The sequence below is a fragment of the Endozoicomonas sp. Z74 genome (genome assembly GCF_057680865.1).
In genome coordinates, this window is sequence record NZ_JBLYZI010000044.1 from 18,315 (window position 1) to 41,849 (window position 23,535).

The window sequence follows — 23,535 nt, forward strand, 5'->3', positions numbered from 1 at the left end:
CTCAAGAGGTCACAGTATCCTCCAGGCTAAGGGCAATGAGTTTCCTGATCTCCGGCACACAGGACCCGCAGTTGGTGCCTGCCTTCAGATGAAGGCCTACCTCAGCTGCATCCGTATAACCCTGATCCGCCACCGCCCGGCAGATGGTTTTCTCCCCCACACCGAAACAGGCACACACCTGCCTTCCTGAATCTTCTCCCTGGGGAGGCATGCCCGCCAGAACCCGCCAGCGGTCCGTCAATGCTATTTCTTCCCGAAACAGCCCCTGAAGCCAGAGCCGGTCACTGCTTGAGAAAAGCCCCCCTGATATCCATAAGGCTTTTATATGGGGACCTTGAAACCAGGCGATCCGCTTTTCTCCCGAAGCCGAATCCTGATACTCAACCCGTTCAATAGGGGGATGATCCATTTCTACCAGGGCTCCCACAGAGGCATCATCCAGTTTACGGCTTGCCAGCTCATACCGAAAACAGCCCTGCCCCCTGACCTCTGTCCCATAATCAAAGGTGGAAAAATCAATCCGCTGGCCACAGAGCAGCACCCCATAATGGCCCGGTTGAAACGCTTCCACTCTCACAGGCGTAAACTTCAGATCAGGCTGTTTGGAAACCGGATCCAGCACTGGATTAACCAGTGTTCCCGAAAAACCGGAACGGCTGTTTTGCCGCGTCCAGTGCATGGGCATAAACACCTGCCCCCGGTTAATGATTCGGGACACCTTGGCCCTGACAACCACCTCACCAAACTCAGACTCAACACGACACAATGAAGCATCGGTTATGGACAGCCCCTGGGCATCGTCCGGGTGAATTTCAAGAAACGGCTCATCCACATGCTGATTCAGACGGGCTGATAACCCGGAGCGGGTCATAGTGTGCCAGTGATCTCGAACCCGGCCGGTATTAAGCAACAACGGATACTTTTCTCCCACGGTATTTGGCTGGACTGAGACAGCGGTTGCCACAAACCTTGCCTTGCGGTCCGGGGTATAAAAGCCTCCTTTACCAAATAACCTTTTCAGTGAAAAACATTTTGCTTCCTTGCTTTTCAGGTCTGAGGCTATCGCAAAATCTTTTTCTGTCGCTATGGGCATCAGCTGTCCAGACAGCTGACGCCAGTCAGCGCCTTGATGCTCAGAAGGTTCATCCGTCACCAGAGGCCATTGAAAAGGTTCCATCCGGTCATATTGTTCATGGGTCAAGCGGCTGAGTGGTCCAATATTAAAATCCCTGATCTTTCCCCCTGGCGAGTTCTCAAATCCGGACAGAGCCGCATGTTCTTTGAAAATATCGCCACTGCAGCCATAATCAAATGCCTCAGAAAACCCCAGCTTCCCCGCCACCTGGCTGAGAATCCACCAGTCCGGACGGGCTTCACCGGATAATGGAAACAGCGCTCGCTGCCTGGAAACCCTTCGCTCGGAATTGGTCACCGTGCCGTCTTTCTCACTCCAGGGTGCTGCCGGCAGGAGAATATCTGCCAGGTCTGCGGTATCCGTGTGCTCAATGCAGTCAGAAACAACCACGGTCGGACACTTTTCCAGGGCCTTAATCACCCGGTGGCTGTCGGGCAGGCTGACCACCGGATTCGTTCCCATTATCCAGACAAAGCGGATTTCCCCCCGGTCCATGGCCCGGAACAGATCCACCGCTGTTTTTCCCGGAGCCCTGGCCATATTGGGCGCATTCCAGAATCGCTGAACCCGGTCAATATCCTCCGGCGTAAAGTCCATATGGGCTGCCAGCTGGTTAGCCAGCCCACCCACTTCCCGCCCTCCCATGGCATTGGGCTGGCCTGTTAACGACAGCGGACCTCTACCTGGCTGACCAATACGACCGGTGGCCAGATGACAATTAATAATGGCATTGACTTTGTCCGTCCCCGACAGGGACTGATTCACTCCCTGTGACCAGGCTGTTACCGTTTTCGGTGTACGGAGAAACCAGTGATAAAACCGCAGGATTTTTTCAATGTCCTCCCCACAGCGCTCTGCCAGGTCAGTCAGGCTGTCAAAACTGTTTTCAGCGGTCCCCAGAGCCTCATCAAAACCGGAACACCACTGCTCAATGAAAGACTGATCCAGTGCATCATGATCCGCAAGGTACGACAGCAGTCCATTAAACAGCAGCACATCGCTGCCCGGCTGGATCGCCAGATGCAGATCGGCAATATCGCAGGTATCGGTTCGCCTGGGATCAATGACCACCACCTTCATTTCCGGGCGCTGTTCTTTGATGGCCCGGATTCTCTGGAACAATACCGGATGGCACCAGGCGGTATTGGATCCGGAAAGGATCAGCAGATCCGCCAGCTCCAGATCCTGGTAATTATTAGGCACAGTATCAGAGCCAAACGCCCTTTTCTGGCCCGCCACCGTCGAAGCCATACAGAGTCGGGAATTGGTGTCCATATTGGCACTGCCAATAAACCCCTTCATCAGTTTATTGGCAACGTAATAATCTTCCGTCAATAACTGACCTGAGCCATACAGAGCAATGGACTCAGGGCCATAACGCTTCAAGGTATCCGTTAGTCGCGAAGCCAACTCATCAAGGGCCTTTGACCAGACAACGGCTTTCCCCCCGATTTTCGGGCTCAGCAACCGCCCCTCCAGAGAAACCGTCTCTCCCAGGGCACTGCCCTTGGAGCAGAGCCTGCCGTAGTTGGCGGGATGATCCTCCCGGCCACTGATTTCCACCAGGTGCAGATCCGGATCGGTCACCGTTGCCGTGATGCCGCAGCCCACTCCACAATAAGCACATGTCGTCTGTATAACGGTTTTATCCAAACTTCCTACACCATGAGATACCCCGGAAACGGACATGATGACTTCCCTTTTCAAGCATTGATTAGATCTAGTTGTTATACCGCTGTGATCAGCCGGCCGTGAGATAGCGCTGGCCAAAAATCAATTGCTGACCCATGGCTGAAATATCCTGACCGTCTTCCATGAGCGCCTGATACCAGAGCCCATCAGTCACATCACCGTAAAGCAGGACTCCTTTTATTCGGTCATCCCGCAGCACCAGCTTGCGATAGACTCCCGAATCCGGTGCATGGATTTGCTGCACTTCGTCGCCTTCGTTCGGGTTAAAGTCCCCACTGGAAAACAGGTCGATGCCGTCCACCTTGAGACTGGTTGGAGTGGGGGCTGGCACAAACCCTGGGGAAGGGTTCCCCAGCAATGTATTGGCGGCAATTTCAGCATGCTGATAAACCGGAGCCACCAGCCCGAAAAAAAGAGACTCGCCCTCCAGCTGCATCTGAACACATTCACCAATGGCCAGAATACTGGGGTCCGATGTCTCCAGCCGGTTGTTCACCAGAATGCCCCGGTCACACTTGAGCCCGTTTTTTTGCAACAGCTCAATGTTCGGTCTGACGCCAGCGGTCACCACCACCAGGGACGTGGGCAAAAACTCCCCTTCAAGCTGAACGCCGGTGACCCGCCCCTCTTTTCCTGAATACGACTGCAGGCTGGCACTGGAGCGAAAGGCAATCCCCCTACTCTCCAGCTCGCTGCGCAACATATTGCCAGCACAGTGATCCAGCTGCCGCGCCATGGGAATGGGCATGTTATCGACAATGGTCACGGACAGTCCTCGCTTTGCCAGGCCACTGCCACACTCCAGCCCCAGCAAACCACCCCCAATCACTACCGCCTCTTTTTGGCCGACTTCCAGCATCTGGTGAACATCATCAAGGGTTCGAAAAGCCAGAACGCCCTCGAGGTCAGCCCCTGGCACCGGAATCTGGTTGGGAAGTGATCCCGTGGCCAGAACCAGACGATCATAGTCCAGTGTTTTGCCATCCACCGTGGTCACCTGTTTCAGGGTACGGTCAATATCAACCACCCGGTTACCGGCCCCCATCAGCAGAGTAATCCCCCGCTCCTGATACCAGGACTCACTCTGCAAGTGAATACCTTCAATATCAATGCTGCCAGCGAGCAGCCTGGACAATTGAATCCGGTTGTAGCCCGGACTGCTCTCTTCTGAAAGGACAGTCACCTGAAAAGGACAATTCTTCCCATCAGCCTCCCCATCAGAAGAGACGGCAAACAGCTGCTCAAGAAAGCGAACCGATCCCATTCCATTACCGATCACCAGCAGCCTGGGTTTATCACTCATCATCAGGCCACCTGCCGGGCAAAAGGGCTTGCCATCACCTGGATGCAGCCCTCACTTTCCCTGACGGGATAGACGTTGAGACAAACATCACTGTCTTCCAGACACTGTCCGGTCTCCAGGTCAAAATGCTGCTTATAAACCGGAGAGGCGACCACCCTCCGCCCCCGAAGATCCCCGACAATGCCCCTGGCGATCACATTGGCCTTGCTGAAAGGGTCAAAATTATCCAGGGCAAAATAGTTCTGGTCCACCCGAAACACCGCCACCTGCTGGCCATCAATCAGCGCACAGACCCCAAGGTTTGAGGCCAGTTCTTCAACGGTGCAGATGCTCGTCCACTGTTCCATGATAAATCTCCTTTCCGGGATCAAGACTGTTTTTAACGTTCAAGACTGTTTTATTTACCGTTCAAGACTGTCTTAACTCAATTTTCTCGAGCTCTGTCGCGGGCCTTTTCTGGCTGCGCTCACCCACAAACACGACATTGCTGTCCAACTGGTCACTGTTAACAAAGTGACTGAACCGCTTCAGTTTCTCCGGGCTTTCCAGCGTCGTTTTCCACTCACACTGATAGGTGCCCACCAGGTGCGTCATTTCATCTTCCAGCTCCCGGTTAATCCCCAGACTGTCTTCAATAATGACTGCCTTCAGATAATCCAGCCCCCCTTCCAGGTTATCCAGCCAGACGGAGGTTCTTTGCAGGCGGTCTGCGGTTCGTATATAGAACATCAGGAAACGATCAATGTATTTCACCAGGGTTTCGTCATCGAGGCCGGTGGCAAACAGGTCGGCATGACGGGGTTTCATACCACCATTGCCACCTACATAAAGATTCCAGCCCGTTTCCGTGGCAATCACACCCACATCTTTACTCTGGGCCTCGGCGCACTCACGGGTACAACCGGATACCGCCATTTTGATCTTGTGAGGAGAACGGACGCCCCGATAGCGGTTTTCGATGGCGATGGCCATACTGGTACTGTCCAGGACGCCATAGCGGCACCAGGTACTGCCCACACAGGATTTCACGGTCCGAAGTGATTTCCCATAGGCATGGCCCGTTTCAAAACCGGCATCCACCAGGCGCTTCCAGATTCCGGGTAGTTCATTGACCTGGGCACCAAACAGGTCAATCCTCTGGCCACCGGTGATTTTGGTATAAAGGTTAAATTCTTTCGCCACTTCACCAATAACAATGAGTTTATCTGGCGTGATTTCGCCCCCCGGCACCCTGGGCACAATTGAGTAAGTGCCGTCTTTTTGCAGATTGCCAAGGAAGTAGTCGTTGGTATCCTGCAAGGGGGCGTGTTCTGACTTGAGGATGTAATCATTCCAGCAGGACGCCAGAATCGAGCCAATGGTGGGTTTACAGATATCACACCCCATGCCCCGACCGTGCTTCTCCACCACCTCATCAAAAGAGCGCAACTTCCCAACCCGAACCAGGTGATAGAGTTCCTGACGGGAGTGTGGGAAGTGTTCACAGATGTCTTTTTTGACTTCCACCCCCAACTGGGTGAGCTCATGATCGAGCACTTGCTTCACCAGCTGGGCACACCCCCCGCAGCCTGTTCCGGCACTGGTTTCAGCCTTCAGTGAGGCAATGTCCTGGCACCCACCGGCCACAGCCCCCACCAGGTCGCCTTTGCTGACATTAAAACAGGAACAGATCTGTGCAGTGTCCGGCAGCGCCGCCACCCCTAGCCCTGAAGAGGATGAGCCTTCGGTTAAAGGCAAAATCAATTCAGAGGGGTTGTCTGGCGGAGCGATGCCATTGAGCATCATCTGCAGCAGTGTGCCATAGTCTTCTGCCTCCCCTACCAGGACTGCACCCAACACCTTCTTTTTGGTTTTGGACACCACCAGTTTTTTATACACCTGATGCTCTTCATCGATAAACTGATAGCTGAGTGATCCCCCGGTATGACCATGGGCATCCCCGATGCTCGCCACATCGACTCCCATCAGTTTCAGCTTGGTACTCATATCCGCGCCGGTAAACTCAGTGTCAACGACACCGGTTAAATGGTCCACAGCCACCTGAGCCATTTGATAACCCGGAGCCACCAGGCCAAATATCCGGTTTTGCCACAAAGCACACTCTCCAATGGCATAAATAGCGGCATCCGACGTCTGGCAATAATTGTTGATCTCTATGCCGCCACGCTCCCCAACCGACAGTCCGGATTGTCTGGCCAGTTCATCTCTGGGTCGGATACCGGCGGAAAACAGAATAATATCGGTATTGAGCACCTCACCGTCAGCAAACTGCATCTGATGAACCGCTTCTTCGCCATCGGTAATTAACCGGGTATTTTTCCCGGTATGAATCTGCACGCCCAGGGCTTCTATTTTTTTCCGGAGCATGGCCCCACCGCCATCATCCACCTGAACGGCCATCAGCCGGGGGGCGAATTCAACCACATGGGTTTCAAGCCCCAGATCTTTTAATGCCTTGGCAGCTTCCAGACCGAGCAGACCTCCACCGACAACGGCCCCTGCTTTACTGTTTTGGGCCGCAGCGGTAATCGCCTCCAGGTCTTCAATGGTGCGATAGACAAAACAATTCTCTCTTTCATGTCCCGGAACGGGTGGCACAAAAGGATAGGAGCCCGTGGCCAGCACCAGTCGCTGATAATCAACCGTTCTTTTTTTATCCGTGGTTAATTGCTGATTTTCCCGGTCAATGGCCACGACCTTCTCATTGAGAATCAGGTCAATTCCCTGCTGCTGATAAAAGCCGTCGGGTACCATGGAAAGCTCATCCGCCGTACGGCCACTGAAATACTCGGAAAGATGAACCCGGTCATAAGCAGGCCGGCACTCCTCACCAAAAACAACCACCTGGTATTGCTCCAGTCCACCTGCAGCCACCAGCTTCTCCATAAAGCTGTGGCCTACCATACCGTTACCGACGACTACCAGGGTTGGTTTCCTGCTCATTCCGGCCCATCCTTCTTTCTGGAAGATCAATGCATTAAGTTGAGTACCCACTCTTATGCCGTACTCTTGGCAGGTGTTGTTAGCAGGTGTTATGCCAACCCAATACGTATAACCGTTAAAGGTAAAAAGGATGAATAAGGCCGTTAATTGACAGATGCCAGCCCGAAGAGCGCACCAAAAAAAGACAGTCGCATTTTAGCCCGTGTTATTTTGGTGCAATTTATTTTCTTTTAAACGGCAACGCTACCGTTTTCCACCTGGCCTGATCTTTGCTATCCCTCTTTTGAAAAGCGCTTAAACTCTCGTTCACTAATAAAAAGCGACTCATAGGCCGTTATGAATAACCCCGACCGTTTCAACCTGCTCTCATTTAATGGGAAAACCAAAATTCTGCACCTTTCCTGGATTGCGTTTTTTATCAGCTTTGTGGTCTGGTTCAACCATGCCCCACTGGCTCTGGCTATTGCCGACTCCCTGGGGCTGACCCGGGAGCAATTAAAGACATTGCTGATTCTGAATGTGGCGTTAACCATTCCTGCCCGGGTATTGATTGGCATGCTCACAGACCGGTTTGGCCCCCGCAGAACCTACTCAGCCCTTCTGGCCCTCTGCAGCATTCCCTGCTTTATGTATGCCCTGGCCGATAACTTCACCCAGGCGGCCATCGCCCGTTTTCTGCTGGGAACCATTGGTGCCGGTTTTGTGATCGGCATCCGCATGGTGTCCGAGTGGTTCCCCGCCCGCCAGCTGGGAACCGCTGAAGGCATCTACGGTGGCTGGGGCAACTTCGGTTCTGCCGCCGCGGCCATGAGCCTGCCCGGTCTGGCGCTGCTCTTTGGCGGAGAAGATGGCTGGCGCTACGCCGTAGGCGTAACAGGCCTTCTTTCACTGGGTTATAGCGTTATCTACTTCTTCAATGTCACCGACACCCCTAAAGGCTCTACTTACTTCCGCCCAAAAAATATCGGAGCCATGGAAGTCACGTCAAAAAACGACTTCTTTCTGTTATTGCTGATGAAAATTCCCATGTATGCGGCCCTGGCCCTGCTGGCCTGGAAGCTGTCCCCCAATGGCGTCAGCATGTTGTCTGGCGGTGTCGTCAACGCAATCTACTTGAGCCTGGTATTACTGTATGCCTTTGACTGCTGGAAAGTGTGGCAGGTCAACAAAGAAATCTTCTCAACCCCGGTTCCGGCGATTCATCAGTATAAGTTCAAACAGGTTGCGGTTTTGAATGTGCTGTACTTTGCCACTTTTGGCTCAGAGCTCGCCGTGGTGTCCATGCTGCCCCTCTTTTTTGCCGACACCTTCCAACTGGATCCGGTGATGGCGGGCCTGGTGGCCTCTGCCTATGCCTTTATGAACCTGATGTCCCGCCCCGGTGGCGGCCTGATCAGTGACCGCTTTGGCCGAAAATCCACCTTATTGATCATGACCGCAGGGTTGGCCGTGGGTTACCTGGTGATGAGCGTTATCGATTCCAGCTGGCCCCTGGTGATGGCTGTTATTGCCGCCATGACCTGTTCCTTCTTTGTTCAGGCTGGCGAAGGAGCCGTATTTGCAGTGGTCCCCCTGATCAAGCGAAGGCTGACCGGACAGATTGCCGGTATGACCGGAGCCTATGGTAATGTGGGGGCTGTCTTCTATCTCACGGTGCTTTCCCTGGTGGATTACCAGACCTTTTTCATGGTCATCGCCGCCACTGCCGCACTGGGTTTTCTGGCCCTGCTGTTAATGGAAGAGCCCAAAGGCCAGATGGCTGAAGTGATGCCCGATGGCAGTGTCACCATGATTGATGTAGCCTGAGGATCTGATCTGACCAGGTAATATCTACAATGTGCCTGGTCTTACCCATAGATGGAAGCTTAGCTGTGCTAGTATGGGGAACATTTGAATTCAGTTTTATCCTGGTAGTATGATTGCACCGCTCGTTATTCCATTTCTTGGGTTGTGCATGGTTGGGATCTCTTTTTCTGCCATGGCTGGAGTGGATCATCAGAAACACCATGATCACTCGATAACCTCTTTAAAGTCGGACAATCCAGAGCTCTGGCAGGCTTTGGGACTTGACGCTCTGGGGGCAGGAACAATGAGTTTAACCCCCATCCCGGAGGCACAATTTTCCAGCTTTTTAGTCATGACTGCACAGGATAGTCAACGACCAACCTTCATTCAGAGCAAAGTAGCTAAAACGACTAACTGCCTCTCCTTAAGCAAAATAGGAGATGAGCTTAATAGAGCGCACCAGCCCTCCCCCACCACTTGGTCATTATGGGAATGGATTGGAAGAACGATAAAAGAGGTTATTGCTCCCATTGAATCCATGCTGGTTGTCCACTTTCCCAGCTTATTATACAACCCCTTATCGTATCTGGGCATGGCTCACTCATTTCACCCCTCGGAAATCCCGGTTCGGTGGCTTCAGTACCAGGAAATACGTACCCATCTCAGACAATCGTGGATTTTCTTTGAAACCCCCTGCTTCATGGCTCAGCTCCAACACTTTGAACATATCAGATTTCCCGATATCCTTTGCTGGCAAAGGCAAACTCCATCAAAGCTCTCTTTTAAAGGCTCACTATTAAGGTTCCATGACTTCACTTCTTGTCAACTGTCCGGGCTATGCGTGAAAGGAGCGACTCTCTATCAATGTAAATTCGCCCAATCCCAAATCAAAGCTATGGATTACGATTCAGACACATGCATTGCTTCCTCCTTATTAGAGGGAGATGAGCAAAGCCTTGGTGCCCTGCACAAGAACATTCAATCCATCGTAGCTCAGGCCACAGACAACCAGGATATTCCTCATATTGAGCAGCTTCTTTTCTGCGCTTCTGAAGCAACACAGTCCCAGTCATCCTCCGGCTTACCAGAGGTATCAATGGAACTTTTGAGTTTATTTCCAGGCAATTTCAACTGGATGCTGACAGGAAAGCAGAAAGAGTTTCTAAGCTTGATTATCCAGTCATTGTATATCAAGATTTTAAACCGACATGAGCCCGATAACAGGGGTGATTTTTCCGCTATCGAAAGCAACATAAGAAACATGGTCGTATTGTTCGCCCCTGAACAACTATCAGCCCTGGAAAGCAACAACAGGGCCCTTAGCCCATCTCCTGCCACTCAACTCCCCCCTGAACAATTACAATATCTACAGCAACTCATTGAGTACATGTCAACTCACAGGTATCAGGCTCAAGCAATACCAAAAGATAATAGCTGCTTGTATCATTGCTTTGCAGAAGGAGTCATCAACAAAGAGCCAGAACTGAACAGTATAAAAAATAAAGGAGACTGGATGCGACAGGTTATCGCCAGCTTTCTGATTCTCTATTTTAACCATAACGAAGCACTGCTGAACAACGATATAGAGTTACAATCAAAAGTCCATGCCTTCAACAACAACCTGGGAGGAACCATCACAGCTGAAGTGATTCTAGATACGCTACATGATGCAGTAGCTCCTGACGTTTTTGGTGCCCAGCAAGCGATCCCTGTTATCGCAGCAATTCTTGCCACGCCGGTATTACTGGTTCACCCTAACACGGATACTGGAAACCTGAACGCAGGTATTGTACAAGCAAACGGTATAGCTCTAGACCACGCCTCTCCCTCCTGGGAGGAAACCCATCAGACAGCCATTCCAGTTATCCATGATGGAGTCAATCACTGGTTCACACTGGTGCCCTTAATGTTGACGATTTCTTGCGAACAGGCTGCAACACACAATAACCAGCAATAACAAAAACTTAACTTACAATGCAGACTCTTAAGCTAGACACCCTTTCACTCTCAAAAGCCGGTAAAAAGCATGAGAACCAGGATGCCCTGATTGCCCATATACCGGATAATGCCTCGCAGCTACGGTACAAAGGCGCCCTGCTGGCCATTGCCGACGGGGTCAGTGCCTGCAGTGAGGCCCGAAAGGCAAGCCATACCGCCATCGCCAGCTTTACTTCCGACTATTACAGCACCCCGGACTCATGGTCAGTCAGGAGTTCCGCGGCCAAAGTTCTGAATGCCCTGAATCGATGGCTCTATCAGCAGGGACATCAGGACCACCGGGAAACGGGCAGCTGGTGCACCACATTTACCGCCATCATTATCCGCTCCAATACCGTCCATATCATTCATACCGGCGACTCCAGGGCATGGCGCCTCAGAGAGGGGCAGCTGGATTGCCTGACCCGGGATCATACAGCCAGCATGGGAGGGCGACAGTTTCTTGGGCGGGCCCTGGGCATGAGCCCGGATATCGAAATTGACTACCGGATGGAGCCAGTTGAGCAGGGAGACCTTCTGCTGCTGACCACAGACGGTATTCACGACTTCCTGTCAGAGCAGGAAATCGTCACCCTTGTAAAAGACAGCCACAGCCTTGTATCAACCAGTGAAACCCTGGTGGATAAAGCGTTAGATGCGGGCAGCACCGACAATGTCAGCTGCATACTCTGCCATATAGACCAGCTGCCCGGTGCAGAGCAGGAGGAACATCTCCACCAGCTGGCTCAACTGAACCTGCCCCCGGACCTGTATCCTGGCCAGACCCTTGATGGCTACCGTATTCTCGAAAGCCTGCACGCCAGTAAACGAAGCCAGCTTTACCTGGCTGAGCACCCTGACGACGGAAAAATGGTGGTGCTGAAAACCCCTTCTGTGAATTACGAGGACGACCCGGAGTACCTGGAAGGTTTTATCCGTGAGGAATGGATCGGCCGCCGGATAACACACCCCTCCATCATGAACATTCTTCCCCCCCGGCCCGGGCGCCGGTTTTTGTACCATGCCTGTGAATACATAGAAGGGCAGACATTAAGGGAGTGGATGCTGGATCATCCGGCACCCGAGCTGGCCGATGTCCGACACCTGGTTCGACAAATCATCAGTGCCGTCAGGGGGCTTCACCGGCAGCAGATACTCCACCAGGACCTGAAACCGGAAAACCTGATGATGGATAGCAACGGGCGCATCCGGTTGATCGATTTCGGTTCTGCCCATATAGCGGGAGAGCCACGGGAACCGATAGCCCACAGTACCAGCGGACTGCCAGGCACAAAAAACTACATGGCTCCGGAGTATTTTCTGGATGGCACCATTGGTGAACATTCTGACCAGTTTTCCATTGGCGTCATCACCTATGAGTTGCTGACCGGCGCGCTGCCTTACCCTGAGCATCCCGGCGACAGTGTGCGTATAAGGCATTATCAACATTTGCGGTATCGGCGGGCAGAACACCTTCCAGACTGGATTAACGGGACTCTGGCACGGGCAACCTCCCCCAACCCGGCAAAACGGTACAACGCCTTATCTGAGTTCCTCCATGACCTGAGCCAGCCCAACCCTGAGTTCTCACAAAAGAAACCCCGCCCTTTCATGGAACGAAATCCGGTGTTGACCTGGCAGATCATCAGCCTTGGACTATTACTGTTGAACCTGTGGCAGATTTTCGGCTGAATTACCTATTGGCAAAGCGCTTCTGATCCCTACAATAACCGACCCATTCATCTCAGGGTTTTACCAGGTATTTATGGATTTTCTTTTCCAACGCAACCTTGCCGGTCATCCAGAGGCCCAGCTGACCATGGATCATGAAGCCATGGCAGTCTGGCTGAATGAGGAACTGGGTGATAACCGTCGGCAACTGGAGCACCTTTTACAGGTGGTGGATACCCTGGTCAGCGGCCAGCGTTGGGAGTATTTCGATGATGGCGCTGATTACTGCCTCCACCTGACACGGGATCAGGCAGAGGTCCGGGCAGCCCTTACGGAAACCCCTATGGAATCTGACGAAATGGAAGATATGGATTATTATGACAGCGAATCCATCAGCCACTGTGGCCTGGATGACTTTAAAACCCTGCTGTTGGCCTGGCAGCAGTTTTTGAATGAGTAACTCCCCCTCATGAAAAGACAGCCCGGTTATTTACGACTATGAACGCCATATCAGCTAGAACAGTCTCTCTTTTTTCATGGCTTCTTCCCTTACTCTGGCTGTTGGCCGGAGCCCCCAATGCAGCGGCAAAACCGTTGCAATTTGAGGCAACAGCAAAATGCCCCCTGCTTCAGTCCAGAAAAAAGCAGACCAACCCGGGAAATCATCACACCGAACCCGGACAGGTCTATCGAGTGATTGGGCTCCTGGGTCCGGCAGAAGCCCCAACCTGGGTCAGGTTACACACAACCCTCTCCCCCTCACCGGAACGCTGGGTTAAGGGAAACTGTGGCAAAATTGCTGATGCCCCGCCAGAAGCAAACCTGACAACGGTCGGCGCCACCCCAAAAGGCTGCACCAACCCTGGTCAATACGACAGTCACATCCTGGCACTCAGCCTGCAAAATGCTTTTTGCGAGCTGGGCAACCGAACAAAAAAGGAGTGCATTGCCATCACCGGAGATGGGAACCATCCGGCCCACCGGCAGTTCAGCCTTCACGGGCTATGGCCCAACAAACAGGAATGTGGCAGAGAGTACGGTTACTGTGGCTCTGTCAGTGGATCGTCCGGGGATTTCTGTAATTATCCGGCCTTAAACCTGGTTCCTGCCACCCAGAAGCTGCTCCATCCCATTATGCCCAGCGCCCAGTTTGGTTCCTGCCTGGAGCGCCATGAATACTGGAAACACGGTACCTGCCTCCACGACAACCCCAACGCTTATTTTCAAACATCGGTGAAACTGGCGACAGAAATTAACCAGTCCACCTTTGTAACGAATTTCATCAAACCCAATATTGGCAAAATGGTTCGCCAGGCTGATTTTCGGCAGGCTTTTGAGAACAGCTTCGGGCCTGGAGCAACCGGCATGCTGGACTTGAAGTGTCGCAGGAATCTTCTGGTGGAAATACAGATCAAACTGCCTGCCAATCTTGATGGCTCACTGCCTCAACTGTTGAGAAAGGCCGACAAAACTCAAAAAAGCAACTGCCCGGATAATTTTCGTCTGGATGAACGGGGATATGAGAAGTAATCTCACATCCCCTGGGCCCGCCGGACTTCTTCAAGCCCTTCCAGAGCGACTTTTCGACCCGGCTGAAACTTCAGGGCCATTTCATAGAAGTATTCCGCCTCCCTGTACCTTTCTTTTCCCTGCACCTTTAAAAACTCGGCATACATCTCCATGGCCGGTTTGACCACCAGGGGAATACCATGCTCATGAACCATTTCCAGCTCCATGATCCGGGCTTTCGAGAAGTGGTCATCAGCGGCCAGAAAATCACCGTCCTGAACCAGCCTGCCCAAACCCAGCGTCAGCTGATGCATAATCTTCACGGCATCCCGGTCCGGCGGTCCCAGGCCATCCACCCCTTTGGACATGGCTTCCTGGTACTGATTCACCGCCCCCATCACCCGCTTCCGGTCTCCTGACTGCCAGGCATCATAGGCCGTGGCATAAATACTGGCAGCCATCGCTGCAGTCAGCGCTCCCTCAAAAGAAAGCCTGGCTTCGCGGACCCGTCGACGCTCCCTGCTGTCGGACGGACTGTCTACCAGAAAACCGGCCCGGGCAAACAGCAGGTATTTCAGTTTAGTGCTACTTGGGCTTTTTTCATAAAGCTGATAGAGATCCTTCAGTGCCTGATAGGCCTCCCGGTGTCGCCCCTGCTGCAATAGCCCATAAATCACCCAGCCATAGCCATGGTACTCCAGAGTGTCTTCACTCAACTTGAGCTCCCGGGCTCTCTCCCAGGACCCCTCCCAGGCCTTCATATTAATATCCACCACTTTCTGCCAGTCCCCCAGGGTAAAGTAGTGATGAGATGGCATATGCAGGGCATGGATAGAAGCAGAGGCAATGTCCGCCATGGTTTCAGCAGACTGGCGACCCAGGTAGGATTGAACCGGATTTTCCGTGGCATGGAGCAGATAATGGAGAGCTCCCGGATGCTTCGGGTGGTTTTGAAGCACTTCCAGAAACAGCGCCGCTGCCTTGCGGTTGGTTTTAAAATCCCTCACGCCTCGCCGGGTGCCCAGCACAGAGTAACCATATAAAACCTTCACATCCGGGTCACCGGGAAAGCGTCGCATCAGCTCCGCCATGTTCTTGCGAAACCCCCAGACGGAAGAGTTTCGATCATAAGGCGGTAAACCTCTGGAATCCTGGAACAGCACCCGGGTAGCCTCAATCAATCCTTTTTCCAAAACGGTCAGGTTTTCAAGATCAGCATGGCGCTCCATCCTCTCATAGGCCCGTAGCGCCTGCTCCGGCATTTTGGCGTACCAGACCAGCATCTGGCTGGCAATCATTTCGCCCCAGTAGGCCATGGCAAAGGTTGGGTCCAGCTCCTGGGCTTTTTTGAAGCTCCACATGGCCTCCGGAAATTCATACAGATGAACCAGCTTGACCCCGGTCTGGAAATGAAGCCTGGCCTGCTCATTGTCTGATGACACGGGCATATTCAACTCACCCAGCTCCCTGCCCTCTTTCCAGGGAGGAAAGGCTTCAACATCATCATGATAATGAGCGCTGTATCCTGGCCGGCTTATACTGGCCAGTACCAGCAACAGGGCCAGTAAAGCCGCTCTGTACAGGGGAGAAGTGAAAAAGAAGGAGAGTGAATACAGCCTTTCCTGAGGAGAAATGCAAGGTCGCTTATTCATCACCAAGTCCTTTTGGTAACGGTGGTTAATGGATCCGCTTTACCCTATACAATTACCACAGTTTACAGGGAGATTCCTAATCTCTCCCTGATAACACTCTGTGCAGAAACGTTGTTCTCAGGACAACTTGAAATTCATTACATCAAGGGCATGGATGATGGACTCCGAGCAGTCCCTGGCCGACACTTTCAGCGTATTAAACTCCCTGCGATCGGGGTATTGCTTTCTGAGCCGATCAAAAGCCTGCATTCGACCCGACTGCTCCAGCCCCAGCAGCGCTTTTCTCATGCAACTGTCGTCTCTGCGAAGATCATAAACCGCACGGATAGCCCGGGAACAGGTTTCGCTGACCTCCACTGAATCAAAAAAGCTCATCTGCTTTAACACCGGCAGAGGGGTAACAGCGGCCATCCTCACCCGGGCTGGCAAGCCAAAACAGTGGCACAATGCCTTGTAGATCATCCCGGTTCCCCGGATTTTTCCATCCAGGCTGTAACCGGCAATATGGGGAGTGGCAATCGCCACCCGATTCATCAGTTCCGGGTCGGCATCGGGCTCAAACTCCCATACATCCAACACCACAGTGATGTCCTGTCGCTTACCAAGGGTTTCCTTCAACGCTTCATTGTTGACCACTGCCCCCCGGCCCGCATTGATCAAAATCGTACCCGGCTCCATGCTTGCCAGTTGCGGTGTATCGATCAGGTGGTAGCTGGGATAGGGGCCATCCGTAGTCAAGGGTGTGTGCAGGCAAATCACATCTGATGTTTCGATCAGCTTATCCAGGCTGACAAAATGAACGTCGTCGTCTTGCTCCTCTTTCTGCTCAAGAAAAGGGTCACAGGCACAAACCGTCACTCCCAGACGCTTCATCATCTGATAAAGACGGCCACCCACCTGACCTTTGCCTACAATACCGACCCGACGGTCCTGAAGGGAAAAGCCATCCCTTTCCGACAGCACATCCAGTGCCGCCAGCACATACTCAACGACAGCCGTTGCATTACAGCCCGGGGCATGACTGAAGGCCACATGACGGGATTGAAGATACTCCCGGTCAATATGGTCAAAACCCGCGGTGGCCGTTCCAACAAACTTGACAGAACTCCCCTCAAGCAAGGCAGCATCCACCCGGGTGACAGACCGCACCAGCAGGGCATCTGCTTCTTTTACATCTTCGGCAGAAATCTTCCGTCCCGGCAGGGCCACCACCTCGCCCATGGCCCCAAAGCACTCCATCAGTAAAGGAATGTTCTCGTCAGCAACAATTTTCATAGATTCCTATGGGAGTTCGATCGCAAAACGCCATGTTATTATTCCAACAGAGCATGATCAATGGTCTCCCTCCTGGACCGCCTTCAGTGGCTCCCCTGTGCCTGGCAATGCCTTTTCCACACATGGAGGAGGTGATGATCTGTTTATGCGTTTTTCAACTGCTGCCAGGCGGCCAAAGCCCGTTCCCGGGATCGCTTTAAATCCACTACCGGTTTGGGGTAGTCCTTCCCTAACACGACACCGGACTCCTTGAGCAATGCTTCAGGCGCCTCCCAGGGAGCAAACAGGTGGGGCAGCGGCACATTCGTCAGTTCCGGAACATACTGGCGAATGTAATCTCCCTGAGGATCAAACTTCTTCGCCTGGGTCACCGGATTGAAAATCCTGAAATACGGTGCCGCATCAGCGCCTGACCCCGCCACCCACTGCCAGCTGGCGGCATTACTGGCCAGGTCCGCATCCACCAGGCAATCCCAGAACCACTGCTCCCCCTGGCGCCAGTCCTGCAAAAGATTCTTGATCAGAAAAGACCCCACAATCATGCGAACCCGGTTATGCATAAAACCGGTCTGCCATAACTCACGCATACCGGCATCGACAATGGGGTAACCGGTCTGCCCTCTTTGCCAGGTCTTAAGCCTCTTCTGGTTATTCTGCCAGGGGAACCCGTCAAACTTCTTCTGGAAATTATCCAAAGGCAATGTGGGAAAGTGGAGCAAAAGATAATAAGAGAACTCTCTCCAGCCCAGTTCTGAGTGAAAATGGTCAAGATCTGACTCAACCTTCTCACTGGCCGCCGCTGCAGCGGTTTCATACCAGACCTGGTTAGGGGACAGCTCACCGAAATGCAGGTGGGGCGAAAGCCTGGAAACGCACTGTCGAGCGGGATAATCCCGCCCTTCTTTGTAACTGGCCAGGCCCGTCTGAATAAAGGCCTGTAAACGAAGATGAGCCGCTTCTTCACCGATACCTTCACCGACTTCATCTCTTTGCCAATAAGAGGTCAGCTGCTCAGTCCAGTCAACCCTCTGCAGGCTGCGGCTTCCCCCTGGAAACACCGGTACGGTTTCATTACCCTCTTCTGGCAATAAATTCAGCGCTTCAAGCGACACTGCCTGTGTTTTGCCCATAGAGCAGGAGGCCCACTGAACCTTTTTCGGTCGGGGAAGAGGCTCTCGTGGAGGCACCGATTTCAAACAGCCTTTTCGATAAAAAGGTGTAAAGACTTTATAGGGGGTGCCGTCAGCCTTCAAAACCGTCCAGGGCTCCCACAGCAGAGAGCCATTGAAACTGTTGACCTCAACCCCTTGGGATCTCAACGTTTCCTTGATACGGCGGTCTCTCTGAATGCGCCAGGGCTCATAACACCGGTTCCAATAAACCGCCTCTGCCTGACAATCCCTGACCAGGGCCGGTAATAGATGATCCGCCCGCCCTTTGAGAATAACCAGCTTTCCTCCTATGGAATCGTTCAACTGATGAAGCGAGCGATGCAACCACCAGCGGCTGGCAGCACCGGCCGCCCATTCCCCGGGGGATTCATTATCGAGAATATAAACAGGCAGGACCTCCCCCTTTCGGGCAGCCTCAATCAGGGCCGGATTATCCCCCAGCCTCAGATCCTGACGAAACCAGTGAATAACCCGCATACTTATCCCCCTCTTTGATACCTGAAGGTATTGTTGAAATCAGAATTCAATACGCTCTCCATCCCAGGCATAAAAACCACCACTGTCTTTTGAGGTCAGCCCGTTGAGCACACTCAACAATTGCCCGGCGGCATATTCCGGTGAAAACAGCTGACCGGAGGGAACCCTGGACTGAAAGGGCTCCGAAAGCCCACTGTCCACCGTGCCCGGGTGGAGCGCTACTACCGCAGCCTGGCGTTGCTTTCGCGCGGTTTCTATAGCCAGATTTTTGACAATCATATTCAGTGCCGCCTTGGAAGCCCGGTAGGCATACCAGCCGCCAAGCCGGTTGTCTGAGATACTGCCCACCCGGGCGGACAGCACCGCAAAAACACTTTTTCGATCCTTCACCAGCTTTGGCAGAAAATAACGGGCGATCATGGCCGGTCCAACGGTGTTCACTGCAAACACTCTGGCAAACTGATCGGCTCGAAAATCCCGGATAGACTTTTCCGGCTGTACACCAGGCCCATGGTTCCCTTCAGTATGCAGAATTCCGGTGGTCACCAGAACCATATCCAGGGGAACCGGAACCCTGTCCGCGGCATTGTCGATGGATGCCTCGTCCAGAAGATCAATGGCCAGATGGGTTACCCCCTCCCTTGAGGATACCCTTCCGCTTCTGGAAAAGGCATAGACCGCTGAGACTCCGGGAGCGCTGGCCAACAAGTCAACCATGGCGCTGCCAATGGCACCGGATGCGCCAATCACCGCCACCTTCAGTTCATCTCCGAAAGAGTCGAGGGACAGAGCCATGACGCATCCTCCTGTTTAAAGGGTTCATTCACAATGCCATGCCCTGGGACAAGAATATACCCGTCGCCTTTCAAGTTGCTACTTTGTTGGCTGCTATCACTCTCCCCAGTCACTTAGTTGATCTAAGCTCCTGGGGTTTCGCTCTTTTGCCGCCGCGTAGCAACCTGAAACCCTTTGGGTATAAACAGAACGGTCTCTTAGACACAGTAAACCCTTATTTCACCCAGGCTTCTGTGACGATAGGATGTTTTTTCCCCAGAGCCAGTCCTGTGACCGTTATGCCCGTCTTTCTTACGGCGTCCGTTGCCCAGCAGATCGTTCAACGAGCCATGACCATTATTGATCATAATGTCAATGTGATGGATCGCACCGGTATTATTATCGGTACCGGCACACCAGAGCGAATGCACCAGGTGCACGAAGGAGCCCTGAAAGTCCTTGATAGCGGCCAGGCGTACGATATTCAACCGCACCAGGCTACCCGGCTGAAAGGTGTGCAACCGGGCATCAACCGCCCGGTGCGCTTTCGGAGAGAAATTGTCGGTGTTGTCGGCGTTACAGGCCAGCCAGAAGCCGTTTCGCACTACGCAGACCTGGTAGTCATGACCGCAGAGTTGATGATTGAAAACGCTTCGGTTCTGGCAGAAATTCACTGGAACCAGCGCCAGCGGGACAATATTGTTTCCGAAATGATCCATAGCGAAGCAGAGGTTGATGAGCTGTTTGCTGTCCGGACACGCAAGCTGGGCATCAACCCACACCTGCCACGGGTAGCCATGGTCGTCAGTTTCAAAACCCGTAAAGGCAAGGACCTGAACGTCGATGAGGTAGAAGCTGTCCAGCAGTGCCTGCGCCAGAACGGTTCTGAAGATCTGGTAGCACTGGTTTGCCCGACCCAGGCTGTGGTACTTCATAAAATAGACAATACCCAACCATGGCATCCAGACCAGGTATCCAATTATCTGAACCGGTTGATACTGGCCCTTGAAGGTTTTGATGACCTGGACTTCCGGATTGCCCTGGGACGTTATGTTGAAGGGCTCAGGGGCATCCCCATCTCTTACCAGAGCGCCCAGGAAGCCTTGCAGCTGGGCAATGAACTGAACCCCGGAGAAATCCTGTACCGGTACTTTGATTATCAACTGGACAGCCTGCTGCTGGACCTGGCCGGAGGATGGAAAGGCCGGGACCTGCAACACATGATCCAGCCCCTGGTCCAGGCCGATTCCAGGGGCACACTGCGCAAAACACTGAGAGGGTTTATTGATCAACATGGAGATTCCGGCGCAACCGCCCGCAAACTGTACATTCACCGTAATACCCTCAGCTACCGGCTCGACCGCATCCACCAGCTGACCGGCCGCAACCCAAGGCATTTCAGTGATCTGCTGTTTCTGCACTTTTCCCTGAGACTGCATGAATTGCAAAATTGTGCACCTGCACAAAATCCTATGGGCATTTACTGAATAATTCAGTCAATGCCACAATAACTCCTCCAGGGGTTATCCCGATAATAACCAGCACTGAACAATTTTTATGCTGGTTCTTTCAATGATACAAATTACAACCCTTGGAGCCCTCAGCGGACTCACTATTTCCATTGGCCTGATTTTACGACGGGTACCACCTGCCTATGGCATGATGATTGGAGCCCTGCTGGGAGCCCTGATTGGCCTTGCCAGCCTGGGCGACAGTGTTATTCTGATGATCAGCGGCGTGAAAGGCATCACCCCATCGATTCTGCGCATTCTCGCTGCCGGCGTCCTGGCGGGTGTGCTGATTGAATCCGGCGGTGCCGGTGTGATCGCAGAAAAAATCGTCGATGCCGTGGGAGAAGCCCATGCGGTCATCGCCCTGATTCTGGCCACCATGCTGCTCACCGCCGCAGGCGTTTTTGTGGATGTGGCCGTCATCACCGTAGCCCCTATCGCCCTGGCCATTGCCAAAAGGGCCAATATATCCATCCTGGCTTCCCTGGTGGCCATGGTCGGGGGAGGCAAAGCGGGTAATATTATCTCCCCCAATCCCAACACCATAGCTGCCGCGGACGCCTTTAACCTGCCCCTGACCGATGTCATGATGGCCAACATCATTCCTGCCCTGGTTGGCATCATCGTTACCTACTTTGTGGCAAAGTCTCTGGTCAATAAAGGTGCACGCATTACTGCTGATGCCACCGAAGAAGCCCATCACGACAGCCATCGTCCATCCCTCCTGGCTTCCCTGACCGCCCCCGTGGTAGCCATTGCCTTGCTGGCTCTGCGCCCTATTGCCGGTATTGCCATTGACCCCATGATCGCCCTGCCCCTGGGCGGTGTTGCCGGAGCCCTGGCCATGGGTCGAATCCGGGACATTAACCGTTTTGCGGTGGGTGGCCTGCAACGCATGAGCGGTGTTGCGATCATGCTGATCGGTACCGGAACCCTGGCAGGCATTATCGCCAACTCCGGGCTCAGTGACTCTCTGGTGGAACTGTTGAAAGCCTCTGGCCTGCCTGCATACCTCCTGGCCCCATTCAGCGGCATGATGATGTCTGCGGCCACCGCCTCCACCACCGCTGGCACAGCAGTTGCGTCCAATGTCTTCGGACCCATTATCATTGCCCTGGGTATCCCTTCCCTGGGGGCTGCGGCAATGATGCATGCCGGAGCAACCGTGCTGGACCATATGCCCCACGGCAGTTTTTTCCATTCCACGGGCGGCAGCGTGGGCATGACCATCCGGGAGAGGCTTCAGGCCCTGCCCTGGGAAACCCTGATTGGTTTCAGTATGGCTATGACATCCACCATTATTTACGGCATTTTCCAGTTGGCCTGAGGGATCAGACATTGAACAATTCAACCATGAAAATCGTCATCGCCCCGGACTCTTTCAAAGAGTGCCTGAGCGCCGCACAAGTGGCCTGCGCCATTGAAGCCGGGGTCAAGCAGATTCTTCCGGAAGCACAATGCATCAAGGTTCCCGTCGCCGATGGCGGTGAGGGCACTTTGCAGTCCATGGTGGATGCCACCGGGGGCCAAATCATTGAAGTGCCGGTGACTGGCCCGCTGGGTGGACAAATCAATGCCAGCTTCGGGCTGCTGGGTGATGGCAAAACAGCGATCATAGAAATGGCCAGAGCTTCCGGGCTTGAGCTGGTGCCAGCAGAGTCACGAAACCCAATGGTTAGTACCACCTTTGGCACCGGAGAGCTGATTTTGAGTGCCCTGGATCACGGGGTCAGCCGAATCATTGTTGGCATTGGCGGCAGCGCTACCAATGATGGTGGTGCCGGTATGATGCAGGCACTGGGTGCCCGCCTGCTGGATAACAGTAATAGAGAACTGCCTTACGGCGGTGCTGCTCTCGCCCGCCTGGCCAAAGTGGACACCCGCCCACTGGATAAACGACTGGGAGCTGTTGAGTTTATTGCTGCCTGCGATGTGGATAATCCGCTGACCGGCCCCAATGGCGCCTCTGCCATTTTCGGCCCCCAAAAAGGGGCCACGCCTGAAATGGTCCAGCAACTGGATCTTGCTCTTGAGCAATACGCCAGGATTCTCAAAAAAGATCTGGGTATCTGCGTCAGAGAACAACCTGGGGCAGGCGCTGCCGGAGGAATGGGCGCGGCCCTGCTGGGCTTTCTGAATGCCAGCCTGAGACCGGGAATTGATATTGTCATGGAGAGTGTGGGCCTGGCAGAAAAAATGTCCGGTGCCGATCTGGTCATCACCGGAGAGGGCCGCATTGATGGGCAAACCGCTCAGGGAAAAACACCGGTGGGAGTCGCCCGCATTGCCAGAGCGGCCAATATTCCGGTGGTTGCCCTGGCCGGTTCCGTTGGGGCGGGTGTGGAAGCAGTGTACCCTCATATTGACGCCCTTTTTCCCATTGTCCATGGGCCGGTGGAACTGAAGGAAGCCCTGGGTAAAGGAGAGGAAAACCTGATACGGGCCGCCCGGAATCTGACCCGGACATTGCAGCTTCTGGCCAACCGATAACACATAACCTTTATCGCCAGCGGGTCAGGAACTTGTCTCGCTGGCGCTGTTCAAATTAAGTGTTGCTCTACCCAATGTATAGAAACTTGATCTAAAAAAGCCTCCTCTGAGAAGAGTTGAGTTTTAAGAAACCTTTTCCACCCGAGGTAACGAGACAGGTATTTTGTTG

The 23,535-nt window shown here is 53.3% G+C and carries 16 protein-coding genes; 8 read left to right on the forward strand and 8 right to left on the reverse strand.

What is annotated here, in order from left to right; translation table 11 throughout:
• Position 1: 1 nt before the first annotated feature.
• The 4 genes from ACNRUY_RS13865 to nirB form a co-directional block, all read right to left on the reverse strand.
• On the reverse strand, positions 2 to 2,788 hold the full coding sequence (locus ACNRUY_RS13865) for a molybdopterin-dependent oxidoreductase (protein ID WP_488112237.1): 2,787 nt from the start codon (positions 2,786 to 2,788) through the stop codon (positions 2 to 4).
• 88 nt (positions 2,789 to 2,876) lie between these two features.
• Positions 2,877 to 4,133: an NAD(P)/FAD-dependent oxidoreductase gene (locus ACNRUY_RS13870; RefSeq protein WP_488112238.1), complete on the reverse strand. Its 1,257-nt coding sequence runs from the start codon at positions 4,131 to 4,133 to the stop codon at positions 2,877 to 2,879.
• Entirely contained in the window at positions 4,133 to 4,477 is a 345-nt protein-coding gene (gene nirD, locus ACNRUY_RS13875; protein WP_488112239.1) for a nitrite reductase small subunit NirD, read from the reverse strand. Before nirD ends, ACNRUY_RS13870 begins: the two co-directional genes overlap by 1 nt.
• A gap of 61 nt (positions 4,478 to 4,538) precedes the next feature.
• A complete protein-coding gene (gene nirB, locus ACNRUY_RS13880) occupies positions 4,539 to 7,073 on the reverse strand; it encodes a nitrite reductase large subunit NirB (RefSeq protein WP_488112240.1) in 2,535 nt (844 codons plus the stop codon).
• A 336-nt stretch (positions 7,074 to 7,409) separates the two neighbouring features.
• On the opposite strand from nirB, the gene ACNRUY_RS13885 reads away from it, so the two are divergent.
• The 5 genes from ACNRUY_RS13885 to ACNRUY_RS13905 all read left to right on the forward strand — a co-directional run bounded on the left by ACNRUY_RS13885 (position 7,410) and on the right by ACNRUY_RS13905 (position 14,036).
• Entirely contained in the window at positions 7,410 to 8,879 is a 1,470-nt protein-coding gene (locus ACNRUY_RS13885; RefSeq protein WP_488112241.1) for a NarK family nitrate/nitrite MFS transporter, read from the forward strand.
• Between the two features lie 109 nt (positions 8,880 to 8,988).
• Positions 8,989 to 10,815 (forward strand): hypothetical protein, encoded by a 1,827-nt coding sequence (locus ACNRUY_RS13890; RefSeq protein WP_488112242.1) that lies wholly within the window; start codon positions 8,989 to 8,991, stop codon positions 10,813 to 10,815.
• A 17-nt stretch (positions 10,816 to 10,832) separates the two neighbouring features.
• Positions 10,833 to 12,527, forward strand: a complete 1,695-nt coding sequence (locus tag ACNRUY_RS13895) for a bifunctional protein-serine/threonine kinase/phosphatase (RefSeq protein WP_488112243.1) — start codon at positions 10,833 to 10,835, stop codon at positions 12,525 to 12,527.
• A gap of 73 nt (positions 12,528 to 12,600) precedes the next feature.
• Positions 12,601 to 12,966 (forward strand): YacL family protein, encoded by a 366-nt coding sequence (locus ACNRUY_RS13900; protein WP_488112244.1) that lies wholly within the window; start codon positions 12,601 to 12,603, stop codon positions 12,964 to 12,966.
• A gap of 38 nt (positions 12,967 to 13,004) precedes the next feature.
• Positions 13,005 to 14,036 (forward strand): ribonuclease T2 family protein, encoded by a 1,032-nt coding sequence (locus ACNRUY_RS13905; RefSeq protein WP_488112245.1) that lies wholly within the window; start codon positions 13,005 to 13,007, stop codon positions 14,034 to 14,036.
• Between the two features lie 2 nt (positions 14,037 to 14,038).
• On the opposite strand, the gene ACNRUY_RS13910 is transcribed toward ACNRUY_RS13905, so the two are convergent.
• The 4 genes from ACNRUY_RS13910 to ACNRUY_RS13925 all read right to left on the reverse strand — a co-directional run bounded on the left by ACNRUY_RS13910 (position 14,039) and on the right by ACNRUY_RS13925 (position 19,386).
• Positions 14,039 to 15,667 carry a hypothetical protein gene (locus ACNRUY_RS13910; protein WP_488112246.1) on the reverse strand — a complete coding sequence of 543 codons (1,629 nt, stop codon included), beginning with the start codon at positions 15,665 to 15,667 and terminating at the stop codon, positions 14,039 to 14,041.
• A 117-nt stretch (positions 15,668 to 15,784) separates the two neighbouring features.
• Positions 15,785 to 16,942 carry a 4-phosphoerythronate dehydrogenase PdxB gene (gene pdxB / locus ACNRUY_RS13915; protein ID WP_488112247.1) on the reverse strand — a complete coding sequence of 386 codons (1,158 nt, stop codon included), beginning with the start codon at positions 16,940 to 16,942 and terminating at the stop codon, positions 15,785 to 15,787.
• Between the two features lie 143 nt (positions 16,943 to 17,085).
• A complete protein-coding gene (locus tag ACNRUY_RS13920) occupies positions 17,086 to 18,591 on the reverse strand; it encodes a cryptochrome/photolyase family protein (protein ID WP_488112248.1) in 1,506 nt (501 codons plus the stop codon).
• A 39-nt stretch (positions 18,592 to 18,630) separates the two neighbouring features.
• The gene (locus ACNRUY_RS13925; RefSeq protein ID WP_488112249.1) at positions 18,631 to 19,386 is read right to left on the reverse strand and encodes an SDR family NAD(P)-dependent oxidoreductase; all 756 of its coding nucleotides are present in this window, start codon (positions 19,384 to 19,386) and stop codon (positions 18,631 to 18,633) included.
• 278 nt (positions 19,387 to 19,664) lie between these two features.
• Between ACNRUY_RS13925 and ACNRUY_RS13930 the strand changes: the two genes are divergently transcribed.
• From ACNRUY_RS13930 to ACNRUY_RS13940, 3 genes are all read left to right on the forward strand, one after another.
• A complete protein-coding gene (locus tag ACNRUY_RS13930) occupies positions 19,665 to 20,852 on the forward strand; it encodes a sugar diacid recognition domain-containing protein (protein ID WP_488112250.1) in 1,188 nt (395 codons plus the stop codon).
• Between the two features lie 85 nt (positions 20,853 to 20,937).
• A complete protein-coding gene (locus ACNRUY_RS13935) occupies positions 20,938 to 22,203 on the forward strand; it encodes a GntP family permease (protein ID WP_488112251.1) in 1,266 nt (421 codons plus the stop codon).
• 11 nt (positions 22,204 to 22,214) lie between these two features.
• A complete protein-coding gene (locus tag ACNRUY_RS13940; protein ID WP_488112252.1) occupies positions 22,215 to 23,366 on the forward strand; it encodes a glycerate kinase in 1,152 nt (383 codons plus the stop codon).
• Positions 23,367 to 23,535: the final 169 nt, after the last annotated feature.

Excerpts from the sequence above, each read along its gene's own strand:
- ACNRUY_RS13920 (WP_488112248.1), bottom strand. The coding sequence starts at position 18,591 with ATGCGGGTTATTCACTGGTTTCGTCAGGATCTGAGGCTGGGGGATAAT.
- ACNRUY_RS13905 (WP_488112245.1), top strand. The coding sequence starts at position 13,005 with ATGAACGCCATATCAGCTAGAACAGTCTCTCTTTTTTCATGGCTTCTT.
- ACNRUY_RS13885 (WP_488112241.1), top strand. The coding sequence starts at position 7,410 with ATGAATAACCCCGACCGTTTCAACCTGCTCTCATTTAATGGGAAAACC.
- nirB (WP_488112240.1), bottom strand. The coding sequence starts at position 7,073 with ATGAGCAGGAAACCAACCCTGGTAGTCGTCGGTAACGGTATGGTAGGC.
- nirD (WP_488112239.1), bottom strand. The coding sequence starts at position 4,477 with ATGGAACAGTGGACGAGCATCTGCACCGTTGAAGAACTGGCCTCAAAC.
- ACNRUY_RS13935 (WP_488112251.1), top strand. The coding sequence starts at position 20,938 with ATGATACAAATTACAACCCTTGGAGCCCTCAGCGGACTCACTATTTCC.
- ACNRUY_RS13895 (WP_488112243.1), top strand. The coding sequence starts at position 10,833 with ATGCAGACTCTTAAGCTAGACACCCTTTCACTCTCAAAAGCCGGTAAA.
- ACNRUY_RS13870 (WP_488112238.1), bottom strand. The coding sequence starts at position 4,133 with ATGATGAGTGATAAACCCAGGCTGCTGGTGATCGGTAATGGAATGGGA.
- ACNRUY_RS13910 (WP_488112246.1), bottom strand. The coding sequence starts at position 15,667 with ATGAATAAGCGACCTTGCATTTCTCCTCAGGAAAGGCTGTATTCACTC.
- ACNRUY_RS13900 (WP_488112244.1), top strand. The coding sequence starts at position 12,601 with ATGGATTTTCTTTTCCAACGCAACCTTGCCGGTCATCCAGAGGCCCAG.
- pdxB (WP_488112247.1), bottom strand. The coding sequence starts at position 16,942 with ATGAAAATTGTTGCTGACGAGAACATTCCTTTACTGATGGAGTGCTTT.
- ACNRUY_RS13930 (WP_488112250.1), top strand. The coding sequence starts at position 19,665 with ATGCCCGTCTTTCTTACGGCGTCCGTTGCCCAGCAGATCGTTCAACGA.
- ACNRUY_RS13890 (WP_488112242.1), top strand. The coding sequence starts at position 8,989 with ATGATTGCACCGCTCGTTATTCCATTTCTTGGGTTGTGCATGGTTGGG.
- ACNRUY_RS13925 (WP_488112249.1), bottom strand. The coding sequence starts at position 19,386 with ATGGCTCTGTCCCTCGACTCTTTCGGAGATGAACTGAAGGTGGCGGTG.